We start from the raw sequence: 21,292 nt of genomic DNA on the forward strand, positions 1-21,292 counted from the left end.
AGAGTTACAAACGTTGGTCAAAAAAATCCAACAATACATATTCTAAAACATAATGAGGATTTTAGATTAGTGCCTGAAGCTCGTTGGAGAATATCTAAAGTAAAATGAATGCCAACTGTTGCAAACTACCATTGTTGACTTTCAGCAGCAGGAAAGTTTCTCTTTAATGACAGAGTTTTATGTCAGTGAAAAAACTCGGGCCATTTAAATCATCAACTGGCTGCAAGCCAAACTTGGCCTGCTTTTCAGAATTAAATCCGGGCTAAAATCAAATTTGAAATGAAAAAATCACATCAGCATTTTATACCGCAAACCTACCTTAAAAAGTTCTCCCATACCGTTGATGACAAAAATTATTTTGTTGCTGTTTATGATAAAATATCAGGAAAATATAATCCAAAAATGAGCGTTGGAAACTTATGCGTTGAAACGGACTTATATACTCTGGATCATTTAGAGGGGGATGCAAAATATGCAATCGAAAATTTTTTCTCCGATAATATTGAAAATAAATATCCCAAAGTGTTTAAATTACTAGTTGAAGATAAAAAGTCAATAATCACTAGTGAGGAAAAAACTTTTATTCTTTATACGACTTTAAGCATGTATTTTAGAACGCCTAAAGTTTTAAATCAATTTGTTGGTTTTGCCGGAAGATTGGTTGAAAATGTGAAGAATGGTTCCAATGCTAAATCAATCGATTTTTTAGGCTATAAAATTTCTCTTGATCAAAAATCATTTACTGATATTAAAAAAGATATAAGAGCAACAAATCGTATAGATTTTCTACAAACACAATTAGCATTGCTTGATGATTTGGTTAAGTTTAAGTTTTATGACGGACTCGTTATTACAGAATTAATTGGAGAACAGGAATTTATTACAAGTGATAATCCTGTAGAGATTAGAAATCTCAGTGACATCGGGTTTAACCTTTTTAGTGAAAGAAATTCTATTTATATACCATTAGATCCAAAACACGCATTGTTTATTGCACCAAAAGACAAAGGTTCAATAATTAATGAAGTTTTTTATCAAAAAGATAATTTTGTGCAACATATTAGACTGAATCATGTTTCATTTGAAAATGCTGAACGCTGGATAATTGGCACGTCAAAAGGTGTTCAACAATTTTTGAAAGATGAAGAAGAATATACAAAACCAGTTGAAGATGATCATCCTATGCTTATCAAATTTAGAACAAAGCTTAAATTAATGGAGGATGTTCTGGAGCAAGCAGAGAAAGGAGTTTCTAATGAAAATTTGGGATTAATAGAAAGTCTGCACAAATTGAAAAAGAATATGGATGAAGCAGGAAGTGAAGATTTGCAAGATTTGTATAATAAATTTAAAGATGCCGGATTGAAATTAGATTGAACTACAGCAAATATATTCTAATCGCAATTATTTGTTTTCATCTTACAGAATGTTTTATTCTACGAATAAATTTTTATCTTGGCAGAGAAAATGAATTACGCTTTTACCTGTAAATTGTGGCTTAGCGCCAAAATTTTATGTTTCCAAATTAAAATCCCGAATCAACATGAATGATTTATTAGTAATAAAATATTTAGGTAATCACAACATATCAGGAAACATTAATAACCTTTATCAAAGACACAATAACAATTCAGGAGTGCGGCCTACTAATATTTTAGATGAAGAAGATTCGCAGACGATACTTGAATATCTGCGTAATTATGACTGCCAGAATAAAAACCTAATCATTCATATTAATGCACATGGTTTCGAAGAGGGAATTTGTAAAGAGCTGCTGGATGGAGAAGAACTAAATTTAGGAGATTTGCAAACTTTAATTACCTGGGAAGATTTAATTGATGCCTGTAACGAAGTAGCAGCAAGATGTTCGAGTTTAACTTTAAACCTCGGCGCAGTATGCAACAGCAATTCAATTGCAGATATTGACCGGGCGAAAAACTTTGATATTCTGGTTACATCCAGAAGTGTTTCCGATACGGTTAAGCCTCAAAAGATCAATAGAATGATTTTTGAAAATACAAATTTATTACTGGATAACGAATACAGCTTTATACCACAACAATAATAGCAAAACGCCACTTTAATCATCATACCTTGGTACATCTGCAGAACTGATAGGAACAATTATTAAATTCGACTATGAACATACAAACTTGCTACATGTGCGATGAGCCTGCAATAACTCGAGAACACGTTCCCCCTTTATGTTTGTTCCCTGAAGCAAAGGATGTCCTGGGGCTAAACCTTCGCAATGACTTAATTACAGTTCCCTCCTGCGATGTACATAATTCGTGCAAGTCTAAGGATGACGAATTTCTTATGGTATCTATTGCAAGTGTGGTTGGAAATAATTTTTTGGGTTATTTACAAACGCAGACCAAAATTGACAGGGCACTGCGAAGAAAAAGTAAAGACTTTTTACAAAAAGAAATTGTCCGTAATATGCAGCACCAAGTAATTAAATCTACATCGGGAAAAAAATACCCAGTTTTAAAAGGAAACCCTAATTACGAGAGATTAGAAAAATGTTTTGAGCATATAGCATATGGATTATACATGCATGAATTTGGCATTAAATTTAATGGAAACATCAAAATGCTTTTGGGCTTCGTCAATTATAACGATCCGAACACAAAAAACATGATGGGACTGGTGAAGGAAAAATTTGAAACTGAGGAAAAACCCAAAGAAATTAAAGGTAAAAACCCCAGTATTTTTAAGTATCAATTTTTTGAACCTGATGCATTTGGACTAATAGGTCTGGTTATGACCTTTTACGGCGGTACTGAAATTTTTGTTGCTTTTCAGGCTTCAGACTTTAAAGATCCTAAAAATTTACTTGCAATGGAACTGATAAAAGCAGGAATACCAACGTTTGTCGATATGGGGGATAAAACCTTTGAATTTAATACTAAAAAGGAATAACTGCCGTCATATTCTATTTATAGGGTGCAAGTTTTTTTCTACAGAAAATTCTATTTACAGAAGAAACACTAACTTGGCAAAGACAACTTGGCCGCATGAGTACGCTTGGGAGGCTGCTCAAAACTTTAGTGTTAATTCTAAAAAACCGTAACATATGAGAGAATATTTTTTACACAATGGAAATGAACAAGAAGGTCCATTTACTATTGATGAATTAAAAAATAAGAATATAACCAAGCAGACTTCTATTTGGTATGATGGCATTCCGGAATGGACGACTGCCGGGAATATCGAAGAATTAAGCGTACTTTTTAAAGCTCTGCCCCCTGAATTTAAACCGTCAGCAGACGTTATGCCCGCTACTCAAAGCCTTCAAAATGAAGCGCCAAAAAGAAAAGGAAAAACGTCTTTAAAATTTGTTGGAGTTTTAGCCTTACTGGTTATTGTATTAATTATTATAGCAAGTGCCGATAATAATTCCGATCCCGTTGATGAAACTTATGTTGAAAAGGTAATGTCAATTGAAGAGGTTGAAAAATCTGAACCACAAAATTTCTTAGCTGCTTCAGGAAATTATAATGAAAACTTTTGGGGAACGAAGCTAAAAGTTCATGGCCTGATTAAAAATAATGCAACTGTTGCAACGTATAAAGATGCTGTTGTAAAAGTTACCTATTACAGTAAAACTAAAACTGCCCTTGGCAGCAAAGAATACACAATTTATGAAGTTTTTGCTCCCCATTCAGAAAAACCATTCGAATTGAAAATTGAAAATTACAAAGATGTAAAATCAATTGGCTGGCAGGTTATTACAGCAACTGCTAATTAATTCTATGTGAAGCATTGTTTACAGTGCAGTTAAGTAAAGCTTGGTTTTTAGAAAAATGAAAGTTTACATTTCACAAAGAAATATTATCTTCGACTGATAATGCTCAGCTTGCTTTTATGTAATTTAAATTTAATCATTTATGCTAAATAATACTTTAAATCAAATTAATTCCGAAGTCGACTTTATCACTTTTCTCCATTCAAATTTCATGATGGAAATTGGCCATGATAATTTTCCTGAAAAATACAAACAGAGAAGATTACCGGAAGAAATTTCGAAATCTATGGATGATAAGGCAGAGGTTAAAAATATCAGGGAAAGGGAATTGATTCGTGATAATATTTACCTGAAATACAAATTTGATATTTACGAGCATCCATTTGTGGTCTTTTATGAAGTTAATAAATCGAAAAAATTAAAGCCTTTCAAAAAGCAAATCGAGGCACATAATTTTGCAAACTTAAATCTACATCAGGGAATTTATTCCATGCTTATTTCAATCATGAACCGTGATATTGAATGTCAATTATATAAGCCATTCACGCACGCCGATTGAGTACCTGTCTGCAGCTGCGACAGTGACCGAAGCGGCATCCTTTTTGCAAAAAGATACAGTGGAGTGCGCGGGTGTCGCCCTATAAAAAAAAGCCATACGGAGAGATAACTGACTGCTGGTCACTGGACCTTCCTTTTCAACTTAAAATTAAAATATGAACCCTATCACAAGAAAAACCGAGAATATTGATGGAATTGATTATTCATTCCACATATCGACCGAGCTTGATCAAAAGCATATAAAAGGATACATCCAGCTGTTAAATCACGAAGGAAGTTTTAGGAAATTAGAGAATCCACCGCTGGTTTTAAAGCGGATCCTGTATTATCATATTTATTCGGAACTGAAGAAATACCTGGTAGTCAAGACAGCAAGTATCGAAAGTGATTCGGAATACCATGCCTTGTTCGAAATTGTCGATCTGAATTTGAAAAACAGTGCAGTTACTGAAACTGTTCAAACAGAAAACAATCAGGAAATTACTTTATCGGTATCATTACTGGATTCATTTGCGAATTGCGAAGAACTCGTCCAATCGCCATTTGGCGGGCTCTCAAGAACGCTTTTTGACCAAAGCTCTCTGCACATAATGAGTGTGTTTTCAACTATAGTTCTTCACATTAAAGTTAGTGACCCAACCCATTCACAAAATTCCTATACAGCGATAATTGACAAGGCTGCCCAGACATTCAATGACAAGAAATTTGGAAAAGCCTTTTTGCTTATAGAGACTGAAAGAATGAATTGCAATCCAAAAGAGGTGCAGATCAAATATACCATAATGCCATATGGCTTCTAAGAACATAAACAGCTGAAACTACCAAATTATGTCAGACTTTGCAGTAACAATTGATGGGGAATTTTTAGATTCAAATTTTTTTGACGATGATTCCTGGAACGATTTTAAAAAGAATTATGAGATCGGAAAAATAAAGATGCTCTGCTGTGATGCCAATGCGATTCCAAAGACAAGCATGAGATTTACAAGATTCTTTGCGCACCAAAACGGGGAGTGCGCAACAGCGCCGGAAACAGTATGGCATAAGACTGCAAAGAAATTCATAATCAATCAATTGTCAAAAAAAGGAATCACGGCCGTGGAAGAAAAGATTGGACCTGACTGGATTGCAGATATCTACTTTGAATCCGATGATAAAAAATATGCAATTGAAATTCAAAGGTCCCCACAAACTTTACAAACCTACCTTGAAAGACAGGAAAAATACAACAATTCTGGAGTTGAGGCAATTTGGCTGTTAAAACACCCACGATATAAAACTGTTACCAAGGCAATCTATCACTATATTTTAAAAAACGATTATAATAATAAATTCCCATCAGGGGGTATAATGCCATCAATAAAAAGCCTGCCGGTTTTTTATATTGATGAAGTAGACTTTCGAATAAAAGGAGTCGGCAAATTTGATCATTCAGTTCCAAATTTCATTTCAGCACTAGTCGAAAATAAAATGATTTTCGATCGATGGTGGAAATTAACAGACACCGGCGAAGTGAACAATCTAACCAATTACGCTCCAATTTAAAAAAAGATTTTTTTTTGTGTTTCATTCATAAGTGAAATGAAAAAGCGCAAAAGTGATATGTAACGCGATACTACCATCCGTAGCTTTGCGGGAATGTTTAATCGGATTGTTTCCATATTACTTAGTATCGCATTGAACGGTTCGTACTTTTCAAGATATATAGTCGTTGCCAGTTTCAACGTGAATAAAGAATATATTGTCGCGAACCTATGCGAAAACAGGAAGAAACCCGAAATGCACTGCAACGGCAAATGCTTCCTGGAAAAAAAGCTTAAACAGGCCGACGACAATGAAAAAAAGCATGGAGAAAAGGACGACCTCAAAAATATGGAGTTGTACCTGCTGCAATTTTTCGAGGTTTCCCTGACTCCTCCTTTCACAGGCGAGTTAATTCCCAAACCTGCTTCCCAAAACAACCCCATTTATGCAAAAAACTGCATTGGAAGCATTTTCCGGCCGCCGCGTTCTGCTGTATAATTTTTGCACAGCAGCAACTTTGGCCGGCTTTTGTTCCCAGTGGTGAGTATTTAATACTGTTCTGCAATTTTGCGGACGGACCTGCTGTCTACCTATTTTATCTGACTAAATCTTTAGGGTGCGGTTTGGCGAACGGGGAAGAACTTACCACGATATACTGAGGACATACCTAAATGTTACAGCTGCAGTTTCAGGCAGTACTGTAACCACTTCTAACTACGGATACCTTGCCGGCAAAAAACTGCCTGCAGGATCTTGCGTATAAACTTTCCAAATGAAAAAAATAATACCATTACTGATGACACTATTAACATTGCTCAGCCATATATCATGCGCGCAAACCGGAAGCAATTCCGGACGCGAAAAAATCGATCCTTACAAACCCAGATTTGGAAGAGACAAGCCGGTAGTGGCTGTCGTTGCCCTTAACGAGGGAACAGAATTGATGGACTTTATGCTTCCTTACGGAGTTCTGGGAAAATCAGGAACAGCACAAGTTATCTCCGTCTCGACGAGATCCGGGAATGTTACCATGTCGCCGTTAACGTTCAGCCTTCAAACCACCATTTCAGAATTTGACAGTCTGTATCCAAATGGGGCAGACTATATCATTGTGCCCAATATCAGAAATACAGGGGACCAAGATCTTGTCAATTGGGTCAGATCCCAAGGTGAAAAGGGAGGCACAGTGGTAAGCATCTGCCTTGGCGCTATGGCGGTGGCAAACACAGGTTTGATGGATGGTCATAGGGCTACGTCGTATTTTCCAAATTTTGAAGAGCGGACAACGTTATACCCTAAGGTAAAATGGGAAAAGAATATCAGGTATGTTTCCGATGGGAAAATAGTCTCCAGCGCAGGTATAAGCGCTTCCATCCCGGTGTCGATCGCTTTAGTGGAGGCCATTGCCGGACATAAGAAGGCGTTATCCCTTGCACAGGAGCTGGGTGTCAAGGAATGGGGGACTGAGCACAACAGTGAAGTTTTCGTGAACTATGACGGTCCAGGCCAGTTCGGGGCAGGTTCAGGCAGGATTGAATCTACCGGCATTCGCGTCGAAAAAGGAGATGAAGAGATCGCAATTGCTATTACGGCAGATGCGCTGAGGATGACGGGCAGGACGTCGGTCAAAATCCTTGCCGGGACAAATGCCCCTGTTGCACTGGCAAATGGTATTCGGATCATTCCGGATAAGGTTGCAGATACAGATGAGCTTACAAGGGTACTGCCGCCTTTTGGAGGCGAAAAGGCAGTAAGGATAATTGACAGGACTCTTGAAGAAATTGCCGATCGTTATGGACGCGAATCTGCATACTCAGTGGGACGTATTATGGAATATCCCGGCTTCGCCAAATATAAAACCGCAAAATAATCACTAAATCCCCTTAAGCAGCATTCAATTGTTCCAGAAGACCTGCAATTGCTAAGTTTTCAGTCCTGCTAAATACTATCGACGGCGCCATCTTATGCAGATGACAACTCCGCATCCACTATGGAAACTGAATTTGTTTCGGGGATTTTCAATACATATACATGAAAAAACTATTATACATACTAATATTGCTTGTTTCGTATTCCGTTTCAGCCCAGGAGATCACCGGGCGAATCTTCTCAGATGATAATGAGGCACTGGAGGGCATCAACGTACAGCTGGAAAACACAAATTTTCATACCGTAACGAATGAGTACGGAGAATTTACATTCAAGAATCTGCCTAAGGGAAATTATACCCTTGTCGCATCTGCGATAGCTTATTCTGCCAAAAAAGAACTTGTGCTGTTATCGGAACACCACAGTATCTTCTTAAATCTCAAACTCAGCAAACTGACCACTCTGCTTCAGGAAGTAATAATAGAGGGCAGAAGAAACAGCTTTAAAGACCAGGCCAGTGTCTATACTTCCAAGATGCGGCTCAAGGACATAGAAAACCCTCAGGTAAGCAGTGTAGTCTCGAGCCAGGTTTTGACCGAGCAGGCAGTGTCAACCCTTAATTCGGCGGTGCGAAGCCTGAACGGGGTGAGCAGAGGCTGGGCATGGACCAACAGCTTTTATATCATCAGAGGATTTCATAAGCCAACCTATATGAGGAACGGCGTAGCATCTTATGCTACCTCAGATCCTGATGTAACCAATCTGGAACAGCTTCAGGCAATTAAGGGACCTTCCGGAACCCTGTACGGCAGTACTCTTGTATCTTTTGGAGGCCTTATTAACAGGATTACAAAAAAGCCATTCGATGGCTTTCATACAGAAATCGGCTATCATGGAGGAAGTTATGGACTGAGCAGGTTCACAGCAGATGTGAACGTTCCGCTGGATAAGGAAAAGAATGTATTGTTCAGGGTTAACGCTTCCTATCATTATTCGGGCAGTTTTCAGGATTCGGGCTTTATGTCGAGCACCTTTATAGCGCCTAGCCTGACTTATAGGGTAAATGACAGGCTTAGCTTTAATATGGATATAGAAATCTTAAGTAAGGAAAGCACACCTGAATTTGAGCTGACACCTGCAGGTAAATGGCTTGGCAATAACACAAAAAACCACTCATCGGCTATTCCTATTGACTATAAGAAGTCCTTTAGCAATAACTCACAGGTATTAAAAAATCCTTCACAGAGTTTATACGGCCAGATCAACTACAAAATATCGGACAAATGGAACTCTCAGACCAATATAATTAGAACGGTAACCGAAAACAGCGGGGATTACCCTCACTACAGGCTTCTGCAAGGTGACAGCCTGCTGCAGAGAAATACGATCCAGTATGGCAAAAGTACCTATGCGATCGTCCAGATACAGCAAAACTTTACAGGGGAATTCAGGCTTGCGAAACTAAGAAACCGTGTACTGCTGGGATTGGACTATTATTCCAATTCTTCAAACACGGTATCAAATTCGCTGGGAGAGGGCGGGAGGCCTTCAATAGATACACTGAATATCCTGCATCCGATGCCCGGGTACAGTAATTTTAATTCAGTTATTATTAACCAAAAATTAAGCGCTTACACCCCGACAAGCAGCCTTTCAGATGTCAAAACCTATTCTGTTTACGGCTCGGATGTAATTAATTTTACTGACCGGCTCTCAGCCATGCTGAGTGTCAGGATTGACCGGTACATCAATGAGGGAACGACCAGGCTTGCCACCAATACGACAACGGGCGCTTATAACCAGACGGCAGTTTCCCCAAAGTTCGGGCTGGTCTACCAGCTGTTTAAAGATCGAGTTTCACTCTTTGGAAACTACATGAACGGATTTCAGAATGTAGCTCCTTTTACGCAGCCCGATGGTACGGTATCGGTCTTCAAGCCCCAAATGGCAAATCAGTGGGAATTTGGAATCAAGACAGATTTGAGCAATGAGAAGCTGACCGCTACAATCAGCTATTATGATATAAGCCTGAGCAATATCATCAGGTCGAGCGGGACCACGCAGGGAACGAATTATCGTGTGCAGGACGGCACCCAAAACAGCAGGGGGTTTGAAGCAGACATTTATTCCAAACCAGTAGAAGGCCTTTTGCTAAATGCAGGATATGCCTATAACCACAGTACCGCTACGTCCTCAAATGCTGCCTTTCAGGGGCTCAGGCCTGAAGATGCAGGACCTGAAAGCACTTTAACATTTTACGCAAGCTATAATATCTCCAGAGGAGTGTTAAGCGGTTTGGGAGCTGGGTTTGGAGGGAATTACAGCAGTAAAAATGTCATAATAAATAACAGGAATCAGGGTGAATTTTATCTGGAGGCTTACAGGATTTACAATGCCGGGATTTTTTATAATCGCAGCCGTTACAGATTTGCTGCCAATGTTGATAATCTTGCCAACAGTAAGTATTACACAGGCTCTTTCTGGACGTATTCTCCCGGAATGCTCAGGAAGCTGACAATAAGCGCCACTTTAAAATTTTAAATTGTGTATCACAGCTGGATCGTATGATAGTGGTGGTTAATGGCAATCTGAGTGGCTTTTTTTGTAACTTCGTCTGAGCTAGGCAGGGAAGGATTTACGTCTTCCCTTACAGTCAGGGTTGCCCGTATAACGAAAAATATAAAACTAAGCAAAGTATGGAGAAAGGAAAAATGGAATTACAGCCTGAACAAGTTGGTTCTGCATTAGATGTGATAGTCAAGGCATCAATACCTTTAATAGTTGTTTCACCCGGTGACCTTGAGCCTGAAGGTTTTGGCAGCGGCTGCATTGTAAGACATCGTGAAAGATTATTTCTACTTTCCGTAGCCCATGTAACAGATTATGAAGGTAAATCTACCTGTATCATCACAAACCAGCTGCCAAAAGACGGTAAGGGAGTTATATATTCAGTAGGTGCAATGTGTTTCTTTGATGAATACAAATTGGCAAAGGACCAAATACTGGAAGAAATTCAGTCGCTCGATGACCTATTACAGAATTTTAATGAGACACTGGATGTTACTTTCTGTGAAATCAAAGAGCCCATAGAATTAATACAGCCGGAAACAGATTTTATTTACCACAAAATTGAAAAAGGTAGAAAAATAATTTTTGATTTTGATGCCATTGATAATCCGGACAAAAGTAAAGTTTACGGTTTTAGCGGTTACATAAGGCAAGAGATAAACCCGGGAAAAATAGAGAGTCAAATCACATTAAAAATTGGTCTTACCTTCCATAAGACAAAAGGAAGATTCCATATGTTTCTGGCAGACAAAATCATAAGAGACGCAGATGATTATAGAGGCTGCAGCGGTGCACCTATTGTTGATGAAGAAGGAAAACTCGTAGCTCTAGCTGCTTCTGTATTGAAAAATTCCCAAATAGTTTTCGGCTTTTCAATTCATGAATGCAAAAGGCTGTTAGATCATGCAATTGAAACAAACTTATTGTAAAAAGGCCTAACTGTAGTTAAAGCAGGGAAATTATTCACTTTATAGCAAAAAATAGAATGGCAGGAAATTTAGTAAAAAGACAGCATTTTGTTCCCCGTACTTACCTTAAGCATTTTGCCAGGCAGGATGGTCAGGATTATCTCATTTGCGCGCTGCCAAATTCGTCAACAGATAAAGATAAGATTTTTGAAGTAAATATCAAGAATATCGGTCTTGAAAAGGACTTTTATACTTTGCCAGGGGAAACTGATGACCAGAAAATGGCAATTGAAAATTTCTATGCTGAAGAATTTGAACAGCATTATTCTACCATTTATGACATTCTTGTCAATCCCGTAAAAACAGAAGTTACCCCTGAGGAAAGGAAGCTAATTATTTCTACGGTCATTACGATGTATTATCGCACAACTAAGTGGGTCAACGCAAGTAAGAGCCTTATGAGCAGGGTCTTCTACCAAATGTTCCAGCTTTGCGAGCAGACCGGGAAGGATTATTTTGTCTTTGAAGGTGAAAAAATATCCATTGCAGGAAAAACATTGGAGCAGTTTACCAAGGAGTTCAATGAAGAGCGACAGCCCCATATGATATTGACCCAACTGGAGGTTGCCTTCAAGCTGATCAATATCCGAGTACAGGTGGATGCCATAACGGTGGTAAGGCTGGGAGAAGACGATTTGGAATTTGTGATAAGCGATAATCCCGTTATAGCTAGTAATCCGACGGCTACACGATTTGCACCTTTCGACCCCAACAACTTATTGTATCTGCCTCTGGATCCAAAACACATGCTGATTTTGATTCCTGAAAAATCGGAAGGCTTAGAAAACAGAATATTCAGGAGAACTTCAACCGGTTTCATGGCGGCAATGGAAAAGCTGACTTCCAATTACCAGCAGATGGAGAATTCTGAAAAGTTCATGATGGGAACCAGAGATGAATTGGAATCCTATCTCGACACCAAAGACATTACGGAAAAGCCTACTGCTGAAATGAGTGAAGAGGACAGGGCAGCGTTACAGAAGTTCATCGGGAAATTTGGCATATGAAAAAAAACAATTTTTCGCAGCCCGCTGGCGGCTGCCGCATTTGTTTTAATATAAAATAAAGTTTTCCTGGGAATCGATAGAATATCTTCCGTGGTCGGTGAAGAAAAATGAAGACTTATATCTCTAACAGTTAAAGAATAAAAATATATGCTTACAAGAGGAATTATTATCGGGAAGCTTGTTGACGACCTCAGCGTACTGCAAGGTCAAATTGACTTAAGATGCCAAATTGGTTTGACAGACCTTAATAAATACTGCGAGGACTTTTTTAAGGAATTACTCAATATCTGCTACAGTTTAAACTTAAAAAATCTTAATAATGAACGTTCCAATGAGCCGGGATTGGATTTAGGAGACCAAAAAAATAAGATTGCTTTCCAGATAACCTCAACAAGTACGTCGGAAAAGGTCAACAATACATTGGAAAAAATTACTGTGGAGCAGCAAAAGCAGTACGATTCGATAAAGGTTTTTATTTTAGGAAAAAAACAGCAGACCTACAGTGCTGTCAAGCCAGAGCTTTTAACAGTGCTTAAATTCGATATCGGCGATATAATGGATATATCCGACCTGGCGAGGCAGATTGTTGTTCTTAAATATGATGAACTCTATCAGCTTCACAAACTCTTCGAGAAAGAATTTCAAATTGTGATAACCGAAATAGAAATCCCCAACGCCGAGGGAGTTTATCCTACATCCCTTATTGATAAGTATGAAATAACGCCAAATACTATGTGTGAGAACGCACATCTCTTTATTGATAATTATGAAGGTAATGACCTAAGAACTATTGGTTTGTTTTATTCTGATCTTGCAAAACTACCCAGGATTACCCGAGAATTTTTGTCTTTAATAGTATCTCACGGTGAGTGGTCTGACGGAAATTATTATGTTGATTTTAATGAATTCAAGCGAAAACTTAAGTGGCCCTTGAATGAGGTAAGGGAAGAAATAGACATATTATCCAATAGGAGGTTTATCTCTGCACCGGATGCTGATGATCCCACAATGGCAACTAGATTCAAGGAGAGTGGTATAGATATAGTGGATTATGCCCAACAAAATGGATTGATTAGCAAAATTATGGTTGCAATGGATTTCACAGTTTTAGACAAGTAAAATTCTTGTATTTTTTAATAACCAATATAGATTTAATAAACCTAAAAAAATATTAGATTATGAACTCAGATAAGTTATTCCCTAACAGAACAAATCTGATAGACAGTCAGGTACTTATAGTAAGTGAAGAAAGCCCGGGATACCTTCTTGCGACCATTATCAATCCTCCTTTAAATCTGCTTGGCCCTGAGGTATTTGCAGGTTTGCAGCTTCTAAAAGAGTATGCTGAAGGGGACAACGGCGCAAAGGTTGTTGTTTTCGAATCTGCCGTGCTTAATTTCTTCATAGCTCATCTGGACCTTGCGCAGATGAATGTTGTTCCGGACATTCCCGGTGCAAAACATGTACTTAAAGAATGGCCTGCTTTCAGCCATTGGCTGAGCACTACACCACTGGTTTCCATCGCCAAGATCAGGGGAAGGGCCAGAGGTATGGGTAACGAATTTTTATGCGCGCTTGATATGCGTTTTGCCAGCAGGGAGAACAGCCGTTTATCTCAAATGGAGATAAATTTCGGCGGCGGACCAGGCGGCGGTGGTATTGAATGGTTAGTGCGCCATGTGGGAAGATCCAGGGCATTGGAAATTATACTGAGCGGGGATGATTTCGATGCTGACACTGCAGAACTTTACGGCTGGATAAACAGGTCGATCCCGGACCAGGAACTGGATGAATATGTAGACCGGCTTGCCAGACGAATTGCGCAAATGGATAAAACGGCGCTGGCGACGGCAAAACAGCTTATAAACCTGCGATCACCGGTTCCTGCTGTGGAAGATCTCCAGGAAACCTTTCTAACGCTTGCCAAAATTGTTGGTGGTGAAGGAGCCAAACAGGCCGTAAGAAGGGCTAAAGCCAACGGATGGGGTGACGAGCCATTAGAAATTGATCTACCCAGATATGAGTGATCATAACAAAGCCTGAGCATAGCTCTTGAAAGAAAATAGTCCCAAATGTTTTGGGACTATTAATTTAATGAAATTGGATATTGAACTTTTGAGCTGAATCTTGCCTTTTAGACTACTGGTTCTATTTATCAGCTGAAGACTGCTTCACAAAAGTATCTATGTGGGAAGCTACCAGTTCAGGAGACTGCAGCATCAGTAAATGTCCTGCCTTTGGTATAATTACCAAGGAAGAACCTGGTATCTTATCTTTTACTTCCTGCTCTAAGCGTTTCGGGCTGTCTATCACATCATTCTCGCCGGCAATAATGAGTGTTGGCACCTTAATGTTATCTAGTCCCTTGGAAACATCTTCCAGCATAGCAAAATTTGGCCAGCCCTCCCTTGAAGCTGTGCTATGTTTTGTGATGTCTTCAATGGTGCGTTCTCTTATTTGCGCATCGATATTGCCAGCCTGAAATACCTGGTCAATAGTTATGTTTATTCCTTCTTCAGTGGTATAGGCCCTGAGCATCTGCTCACGTGCTTCCTGGGGAAAAATGGTTGGACTTGCAGGGGAAGGTGCAACCAGAATCAGTTTTTGTAAGCCGTCAGGTTTTTGGGCCGCAATGTATTGTGCGACTTTGCCTCCCATTGAATGGCCTACCAAAATGTAGTTGTCCAGCTGCAATTGTTTAATCAGTTCGATCGCATCGGATGCGAGCGTTTTTATATCATAGCCGCTTTCAGGTTTATCAGATTCTCCCCAGCCACGGTGGTCATACCTAACGGTACGATAACGGTCGGCGAGCAGCTGAGCGACCTCGGTCCAGGTTCTTGAAGAACCGCCCCAGAAATGAAGAAATAATAGGACAGGGGACTGGTTTCCTTCGTCCACGACATGAAGCTTGATATTGTTTACTTGAAATTTCATTTTATTGCGTTTTTAATTACTGCAAAGTAATATCTCAATGCAGTATTGAAAAAGGTAAAATAAAGCCCTTCGATGATACATTTTATCCCTCTGTGTAACGGCTCCGAAATTCAATCGGTGTCATACCCGTACGAAGTCGAAAATATTTGATGAAATTTGTAGGTTCCTTGAAGCCTAATTCATAACCTATCACTTTACCTGCATCCAAACTATTTACAAGCAGCCGTTTTGCTTCCAATAATATCCGGTCATCAAGCATTTGCTTTGGAGTTCGTCCTATTATCCCCTGGCTTACTCTGCTTAAAACTTTATTAGAAACATGTAATAAATCGGTGTAATAGATTACCGGCTTTTGCTCTTTAAATTTTTTTTCGATAAGATCCTTGAACTTCATTAAAATTTCCAGATGAGCTGAATGAGAGCTGGAATTAAGGTTTCGCTGTCCTGTAGTCCGTTCGGCCGTAAAAAGAAAATTATGAAGCAGATTTCTGAGCAGATGTGACTGGTAGATATCTTTTGGATTGTTGAGTTCCGCTTTTATAAGTGTCCATATTTCCTTTAAAGGCGGAGCGGCTTTAATGGTACAGACGGCTTCCTGATGATTGATAGTGTTAAAAAGGATGTTGTTGCTGAACAGGTGATAATCAAAATTATCCCTGCAGAGAAAGTCATCTGTAAAGAGCAAAGCAAAGCCTTTGAAAGATTCCTGCTGGTCAAAATATTGTACGACTTCTTTTCCCACGAAAAGATAGCTGTCTTCTATAATTTTTACACTCTGGTAGTCTACCAGATGAGTAGGGGAGCCTTCCAAAAACCAAAGTATGGTAAAAAAAGAACTCCGAATGGGCTGTAAAAGGTTTTCCCTTGAAGCAACATATTCATTGTCTATTGCGATAATCTCAATTCCAAGATTCGAGTCAGCATCATATGTTATTCTTTTAATTTTTGCTCGCATATTTTTGCTCTTTGATATTGTATAATTCTTGAGTAACAAAGAAGTAGTGTTGTCTACCACACTTTTTAACCGGTTGCATTTGTGAACTGCAGTTATGTTTATTCTTGATTAAACCTTATTCAGCTTTGTTACAGTGCAAATTCCGGTTATATTGATCACCCCATTCCGTTTTAAAGTGAGCACCTGATTCCATTTCAAAATGACCACCTAATTCCGGAGCAAAATGACCACCTCCGTTTTGATTAAAAACTATATTTTTTCATCTGTTAATTAGTATTCAAATATAATAAAATATCACTCTTTGTTTATTCCTCTTTTCTTTCTCATGGATTCGCCATGTAATTCAAGCCTGTGAGATTGGTGTATAAGTCTGTCTAATATTGCATCGGCTATCGTTTTTTCTCCAATTATGTCATACCAGCCTTGGACTGGGATTTGTGATGTCACGATTATAGAGCCGTTATTATGCCTGTCCTCTATGATCTCCAAAAGAGTAATTCGGTTATGGCTGTCAAGTGCCTGAAGCCCAAAATCATCAAGTATTATAACATCCTGTCTTTGTATTTTGGTAAGTTCCCGCAGATAAGTGCCATCTGCTTTAGCCATTTTTAGTCTAGCAAACAATTTTGAGGTATTAAAATAACTTACCTTAAAACCCTGTATACAGGCTTGATAACCTAATGCGGTACCTAAATAACTTTTACCAACCCCGGTACTTCCAGTGATTAAGATGTTTTCGTTTTTCTCTATAAATTCGCATTCTGCCAGACGCAGTACCATGTTTCGGTCCAGGTTACGTGATACATCAAAATTGATACTTTCAATATTTGATTTGTAATGGAATTTGGCATTAGTGATACTTCGTTCAATACGACGATTGTACCTTTCATCCCATTCTGCATCAATAATCATCGATACAAACTGGTCAAGGGTATAATGATCTGTTTTTCCGCTTTCAATGGCTGTTTTAAAAGCATTAAACATGCCATAAAGCTTCATTTGTTTCATTTTGGTTACTGTGGATTCATTCATTTTTCAAGATTTAATTTAGTTATAATAGTGTTTTCCTCTTATGTTACTGTGATCAGGAAGTTCCTGCTCAGGTTCTTGATCAAAATCAATATGATCCAAGTTGTTTTCTAAAATATTTTGTATGGTCTTAAAATTGTAAATTTTAAAATCAAGTGCCCGCCTGCAGGCATTTATTAATCGCTGTCTGCCTACCTTTTTTTCAAAATTCAGTATTCCTAAACAGCTTTTATAAGCCTGTTCCGGATGATTTCTGCTTTCGATTATCTGCATTATATATTCTCCTACTGACTCATCAATATTATTAGCCCATTCAATGAAGCGGGCAGCACTCCATTGGGCTACAAATTGATGTGTACTGGCTAAATGCTCAGGAGTTGTTGTATAGACATAAGGTTTGTAGTTTCTTGGATGTACAGCTATTCGATTGTATTTATAATAAATCTCTACTGTTGATTTGGTATATAACAGCTTGGCTTTCTTCTTTACATATTGATACGGAACGCTGTAATAGTTTTTGTCCTGGCTTAATTGAACATGACCGTTTTGCATTACTGTTGCAAAAGACTGGTATTTAATTTCAAAACGATCTTGTGGGAGTGGACGCAGTTTTTCTTTTTCGTCTTCTAAAAATAATTCAAAGCGGGAATAAGGGCGTCCTGTTAGTTTTCTGTTATTGTGAGAGTCAAGTAAATCCCAGATCTGCTGGTTTAATTCTTCCAGAGAAAAGAACTTAGTTTCTTTTATGGTTACATAAATCCTTCGATATAATATCTTAACAGCTCCTTCAACTAATGATTTGTCTCTGGGTCTGTAAGCTCTGGCAGGTAAAATTGTGGTTTCGTAATGTTCTGCTAAATCAGCAAGGGTTTCATTGATTGTCGGTTCAAAACGACTGCTTTTTATTACTGCAGATTTTAAATTATCCGGAACAATGGCGGCAGGAGTGCCTTCAAAAAAGCGCATGGCATTCTCTACCGAGTCAACAAAGTTTTCCTTTTGCTGGCTCATGGAAGCTTCAGCATACGTGTATTGGCTAGCGCCCAATATTGCTACAAAAAATTGTACTTCTTTGACTTCTCCAGTATCTATATCAATAATTGAGAGTGTCTTTCCAGCATAATCGACATACATTTTATCACCAGCCTTATGGTTCATATGCATGACCGGATTAACTCGTTTGCCCCATATATTGTAATGATAATGAAATTGTGAAGTTCGATAACCATCCGGATTTACAGCGATATATTGTTCCCACATATGCTGTACGGTAACGCCAACTTTTTTTAGTTCACGTTCCATTTTAGGAAAAAAATCATAAAGTGTCTGTAATCTCGGGCTAATGGCCTCTACACTAGTCTGGGAGAATAAAAGTTCCAGCTCTGCATCGGTTTTTTGGTCGATTAATTCAAAGCTTAATCCGAGAACTTCAAATAAAGAAATATATTTCTTTACCGTATTTCTTGAAAGGGATAAGTAGCTACTTATAAATAACTTACTCTTTCCATTACAATAGAATTTAATTACTTTTCTAATTTTACTCATGTCTGTTATTTTGTTTGCCATAATCCGTATATTTTTAACGAATGTATGGTTCTAACAACATGAAAAAATCAATAGTTTTTAATCGTTAATTAACCACAAAACCTGGTGGTCAATTTGCTCCGGAATTAGGTGGTCAGTTTGCTCCGGAACGGGTGGTCAATTTACTCCGGAATTAGGTGGTCAAATTCACCGGTTTTTCCAGCCATGGGAAAGCTGATTTTAATATCAAAGTTCCCCAACTTACTAATTTAAAATCCACATATAATGCATTCTAAGTTTTTTAAAACCTGTTTTGTCGTGATGATACTTTTTACCGGCAAAGCTACTAGCCAGGAAACCATTACAATATCCACTGAAAATACAGTTCTTGTACTGCAAACAGACAAAGACAGCTCTTTACTGGTCACCTACCTTGGGAAAAAGCTAAAAAATACAGATGAATATGCGGTCATCAACTCGCTGGATAAGTTTAAGGTCGGTAATGATGATTTGTTTAACAAGCGGGAAGCCTACGTAGCATCCGGCTCGCTTAACCTGATGGAGCCTGCCTTGTCTGTAACCCATAGCGATGGGAATAAATCCGTAGTGTTGCAGTATGTAAACCACGAAGTAAAAAAAATTGACAATAACCAGACATTGACTACTATTGTATTGAAAGATACGAGGTACAAATTCCAAGTTACATTATTTTACAATGCCTATTATAAAGAAGATGTAATTGAACAATGGTCGGAAATAGAGCATAAGGAAACGGGTAATGTTGTGTTGAATAAATATGCTTCTGCCAACCTTACACTCCAGGGTAAAAAGTTTTTTCTTAAAAATCACTACAGTGGCTGGGGACGTGAGATGCTCTCAGAAGAACAGCAGTTATTGCATGGCATTCGTACACTCGATTCAAAGTTGGGTACACGCAGCAACCTTTTGCATTCATCCTCTTTTATGATATCCATCAACAAGCCTGCAGGCGAAACAGAAGGAGAAGTAATTGCCGGTTCATTGGAATGGAGCGGTAATTTTAAAATTGATTTTGAAACCTTTGATGAATACTACTTGCGTGTAACAGCGGGCATCAATAATTTTTCATCAAACTACACATTAAAATCATCTGAGAAGTTCACTACACCACGTTTTGTGTACACTTATTCTGATGAAGGTAAAGGCAGAGCCAGCCGGAATCTGCAACGCTGGGCCAGAAACTATCAATTGGCGCAAGGCAGCGGCCAACGCCAAACCATATTAAACAATTGGGAAACCACTTATTTTGATTTCAATGACGAAAAGCTGAGCGAACTCACTAAAGACACAAAGAAACTAGGGGTGGATGTTTTTCTGCTAGACGACGGATGGTTTGGTAATAAATATCCCCGTAACGGAGCTTCAGCAGGGCTTGGTGACTGGCAGTATAATAAACAAAAACTCAAGAATGGTATCAGCTCTGTAGGTAAGGAAGCTACTGCGCATGGTGTAAAGTTTGGTATATGGATAGAACCCGAAATGGTGAATCCTAAAAGCGAATTGTATGAAAAAAATCCTAACTGGATCATCAGGCAACCAGGTATAAAAGAATTTTATATGCGTAACCAACTTGTGCTTGATCTTACTAATCCAGCGGTTCAGGATTTTGTATACAATACTGTGGAGCAATTGTTCAAAGAAGTGCCTGAATTGGCGTTCATCAAATGGGATTGTAATTCGCTTATCTACAATGCCCACTCACCATTCTTGAAAAACCAGGATCACTTTTATATCGAATATATTCGTGGTTTAAACAAAGTATTGGAAAGAGTAAGAGCCAAATATCCAAAAACACCCATGATGCTTTGTGCAGGCGGTGGCTCAAGAGTTGATTATGCTGCCCTGCAGTACTTTACAGAGTTTTGGCCAAGTGATAATACCAATCCGTTCGACAGAATATTTATGCAGTGGGAATATTCGTATTATTTCCCTTCTATTGCTGTGGACAATCATGTAACGGATATGGGTAAACAACCCATTAAGTTTAAAACAGATGTTGCCATGATGGGCAAGTTGGGTTTTGACATTCGTGTAAATGAATTAGATGCTAAGGATTTATTGTATGCGCAAAATGCAGTGAAACTGTATAATGGAATTAAAGATATCATTTGGCATGGTGATCAATATAGGCTACAAAACCCAGATGAGGAAAAAGTAGCGTCGATGGCTTATGTCAAGGAGAATCAAGAGGAAGCAATTGTGTTCAACTATTATGTAGCCACTACATTCAATACCACAATTGGATTGCCTATTAAAATGCAGGGGCTCGATCCAAAAAAACAATACATAATTGAAGAAGTAAACCTTTATCCCGGAATACAGTCACCCATTGATAGCTCCAAGATTTATTCGGGAGATTTCCTGATGAAGATTGGTTTTAATCCTGAAGCCAATGCTAGAAGAACCAGTGTAATCTTACGGGTGAAGGCTTTGAATTAAGTTGGTTTTTATTTTTTTTTGATCAAAAAAATAAGTTTGTTTGTAAAGGGTGATTAAATGTTAAAACCCCAAGATGAAAAATAAAAAATAAACTATCACTTTCTTAGGAACATAGCTTGTTTTT

General features: G+C 38.4%; 19 protein-coding genes. 15 read left to right on the forward strand and 4 right to left on the reverse strand.

What is annotated here, in order from left to right; all coding sequences use genetic code 11:
* The first annotated feature begins 279 nt into the window (after window positions 1-279).
* From LNP81_RS11995 to LNP81_RS12060, 14 genes are all read left to right on the forward strand, one after another.
* On the forward strand, window positions 280-1,377 hold the full coding sequence (locus tag LNP81_RS11995; protein ID WP_230036086.1) for a DUF4238 domain-containing protein: 1,098 nt from the start codon (window positions 280-282) through the stop codon (window positions 1,375-1,377).
* 166 nt (window positions 1,378-1,543) lie between these two features.
* Window positions 1,544-2,065 (forward strand): hypothetical protein, encoded by a 522-nt coding sequence (locus tag LNP81_RS12000; protein WP_230036088.1) that lies wholly within the window; start codon window positions 1,544-1,546, stop codon window positions 2,063-2,065.
* A 74-nt stretch (window positions 2,066-2,139) separates the two neighbouring features.
* Complete coding sequence (locus LNP81_RS12005) at window positions 2,140-2,925, forward strand: hypothetical protein (RefSeq protein ID WP_230036090.1); 786 nt, start codon at window positions 2,140-2,142, stop codon at window positions 2,923-2,925.
* 154 nt (window positions 2,926-3,079) lie between these two features.
* Entirely contained in the window at window positions 3,080-3,754 is a 675-nt protein-coding gene (locus LNP81_RS12010) for a DUF4339 domain-containing protein (RefSeq protein WP_230036092.1), read from the forward strand.
* Between the two features lie 139 nt (window positions 3,755-3,893).
* Entirely contained in the window at window positions 3,894-4,310 is a 417-nt protein-coding gene (locus tag LNP81_RS12015) for a hypothetical protein (RefSeq protein ID WP_230036094.1), read from the forward strand.
* Window positions 4,311-4,464: 154 nt separating this feature from the next.
* Entirely contained in the window at window positions 4,465-5,109 is a 645-nt protein-coding gene (locus LNP81_RS12020; RefSeq protein WP_230036096.1) for a hypothetical protein, read from the forward strand.
* A gap of 28 nt (window positions 5,110-5,137) precedes the next feature.
* Complete coding sequence (locus LNP81_RS12025; RefSeq protein WP_230036098.1) at window positions 5,138-5,854, forward strand: competence protein CoiA; 717 nt, start codon at window positions 5,138-5,140, stop codon at window positions 5,852-5,854.
* A gap of 180 nt (window positions 5,855-6,034) precedes the next feature.
* Window positions 6,035-6,331: a hypothetical protein gene (locus LNP81_RS12030; RefSeq protein WP_230036100.1), complete on the forward strand. Its 297-nt coding sequence runs from the start codon at window positions 6,035-6,037 to the stop codon at window positions 6,329-6,331.
* A 274-nt stretch (window positions 6,332-6,605) separates the two neighbouring features.
* Window positions 6,606-7,703, forward strand: a complete 1,098-nt coding sequence (locus LNP81_RS12035) for a DJ-1/PfpI family protein (protein WP_230036103.1) — start codon at window positions 6,606-6,608, stop codon at window positions 7,701-7,703.
* Window positions 7,704-7,864: 161 nt separating this feature from the next.
* Window positions 7,865-10,243: a TonB-dependent receptor gene (locus LNP81_RS12040; RefSeq protein ID WP_230036105.1), complete on the forward strand. Its 2,379-nt coding sequence runs from the start codon at window positions 7,865-7,867 to the stop codon at window positions 10,241-10,243.
* 155 nt (window positions 10,244-10,398) lie between these two features.
* Window positions 10,399-11,199, forward strand: a complete 801-nt coding sequence (locus LNP81_RS12045; RefSeq protein ID WP_230036106.1) for a hypothetical protein — start codon at window positions 10,399-10,401, stop codon at window positions 11,197-11,199.
* Window positions 11,200-11,255: 56 nt separating this feature from the next.
* A complete protein-coding gene (locus LNP81_RS12050; RefSeq protein ID WP_230036108.1) occupies window positions 11,256-12,245 on the forward strand; it encodes a DUF4238 domain-containing protein in 990 nt (329 codons plus the stop codon).
* 147 nt (window positions 12,246-12,392) lie between these two features.
* The gene (locus LNP81_RS12055) at window positions 12,393-13,364 is read left to right on the forward strand and encodes an SMEK domain-containing protein (protein WP_230036110.1); all 972 of its coding nucleotides are present in this window, start codon (window positions 12,393-12,395) and stop codon (window positions 13,362-13,364) included.
* Window positions 13,365-13,423: 59 nt separating this feature from the next.
* Window positions 13,424-14,272 carry an enoyl-CoA hydratase/isomerase family protein gene (locus LNP81_RS12060; RefSeq protein WP_230036112.1) on the forward strand — a complete coding sequence of 283 codons (849 nt, stop codon included), beginning with the start codon at window positions 13,424-13,426 and terminating at the stop codon, window positions 14,270-14,272.
* Between the two features lie 121 nt (window positions 14,273-14,393).
* Here LNP81_RS12060 and LNP81_RS12065 read toward each other — a convergent pair whose 3' ends face one another.
* The 4 genes from LNP81_RS12065 to istA all read right to left on the reverse strand — a co-directional run bounded on the left by LNP81_RS12065 (window position 14,394) and on the right by istA (window position 18,732).
* Window positions 14,394-15,182 (reverse strand): alpha/beta fold hydrolase, encoded by a 789-nt coding sequence (locus tag LNP81_RS12065; protein WP_230036114.1) that lies wholly within the window; start codon window positions 15,180-15,182, stop codon window positions 14,394-14,396.
* Between the two features lie 82 nt (window positions 15,183-15,264).
* Window positions 15,265-16,137, reverse strand: coding sequence for an AraC family transcriptional regulator (locus LNP81_RS12070; protein WP_230036116.1), 873 nt, complete (start codon window positions 16,135-16,137; stop codon window positions 15,265-15,267).
* A 294-nt stretch (window positions 16,138-16,431) separates the two neighbouring features.
* Window positions 16,432-17,169, reverse strand: coding sequence for an IS21-like element helper ATPase IstB (gene istB, locus LNP81_RS12075; RefSeq protein ID WP_056251131.1), 738 nt, complete (start codon window positions 17,167-17,169; stop codon window positions 16,432-16,434).
* Between the two features lie 15 nt (window positions 17,170-17,184).
* Window positions 17,185-18,732, reverse strand: coding sequence for an IS21 family transposase (gene istA, locus LNP81_RS12080; protein ID WP_127340990.1), 1,548 nt, complete (start codon window positions 18,730-18,732; stop codon window positions 17,185-17,187).
* Between the two features lie 243 nt (window positions 18,733-18,975).
* Between istA and LNP81_RS12085 the strand changes: the two genes are divergently transcribed.
* The gene (locus LNP81_RS12085) at window positions 18,976-21,168 is read left to right on the forward strand and encodes an alpha-galactosidase (protein WP_230036118.1); all 2,193 of its coding nucleotides are present in this window, start codon (window positions 18,976-18,978) and stop codon (window positions 21,166-21,168) included.
* Window positions 21,169-21,292: the final 124 nt, after the last annotated feature.

This window comes from Flavobacterium piscisymbiosum, from assembly GCF_020905295.1.
Classification (GTDB): domain Bacteria; phylum Bacteroidota; class Bacteroidia; order Flavobacteriales; family Flavobacteriaceae; genus Flavobacterium; species Flavobacterium piscisymbiosum.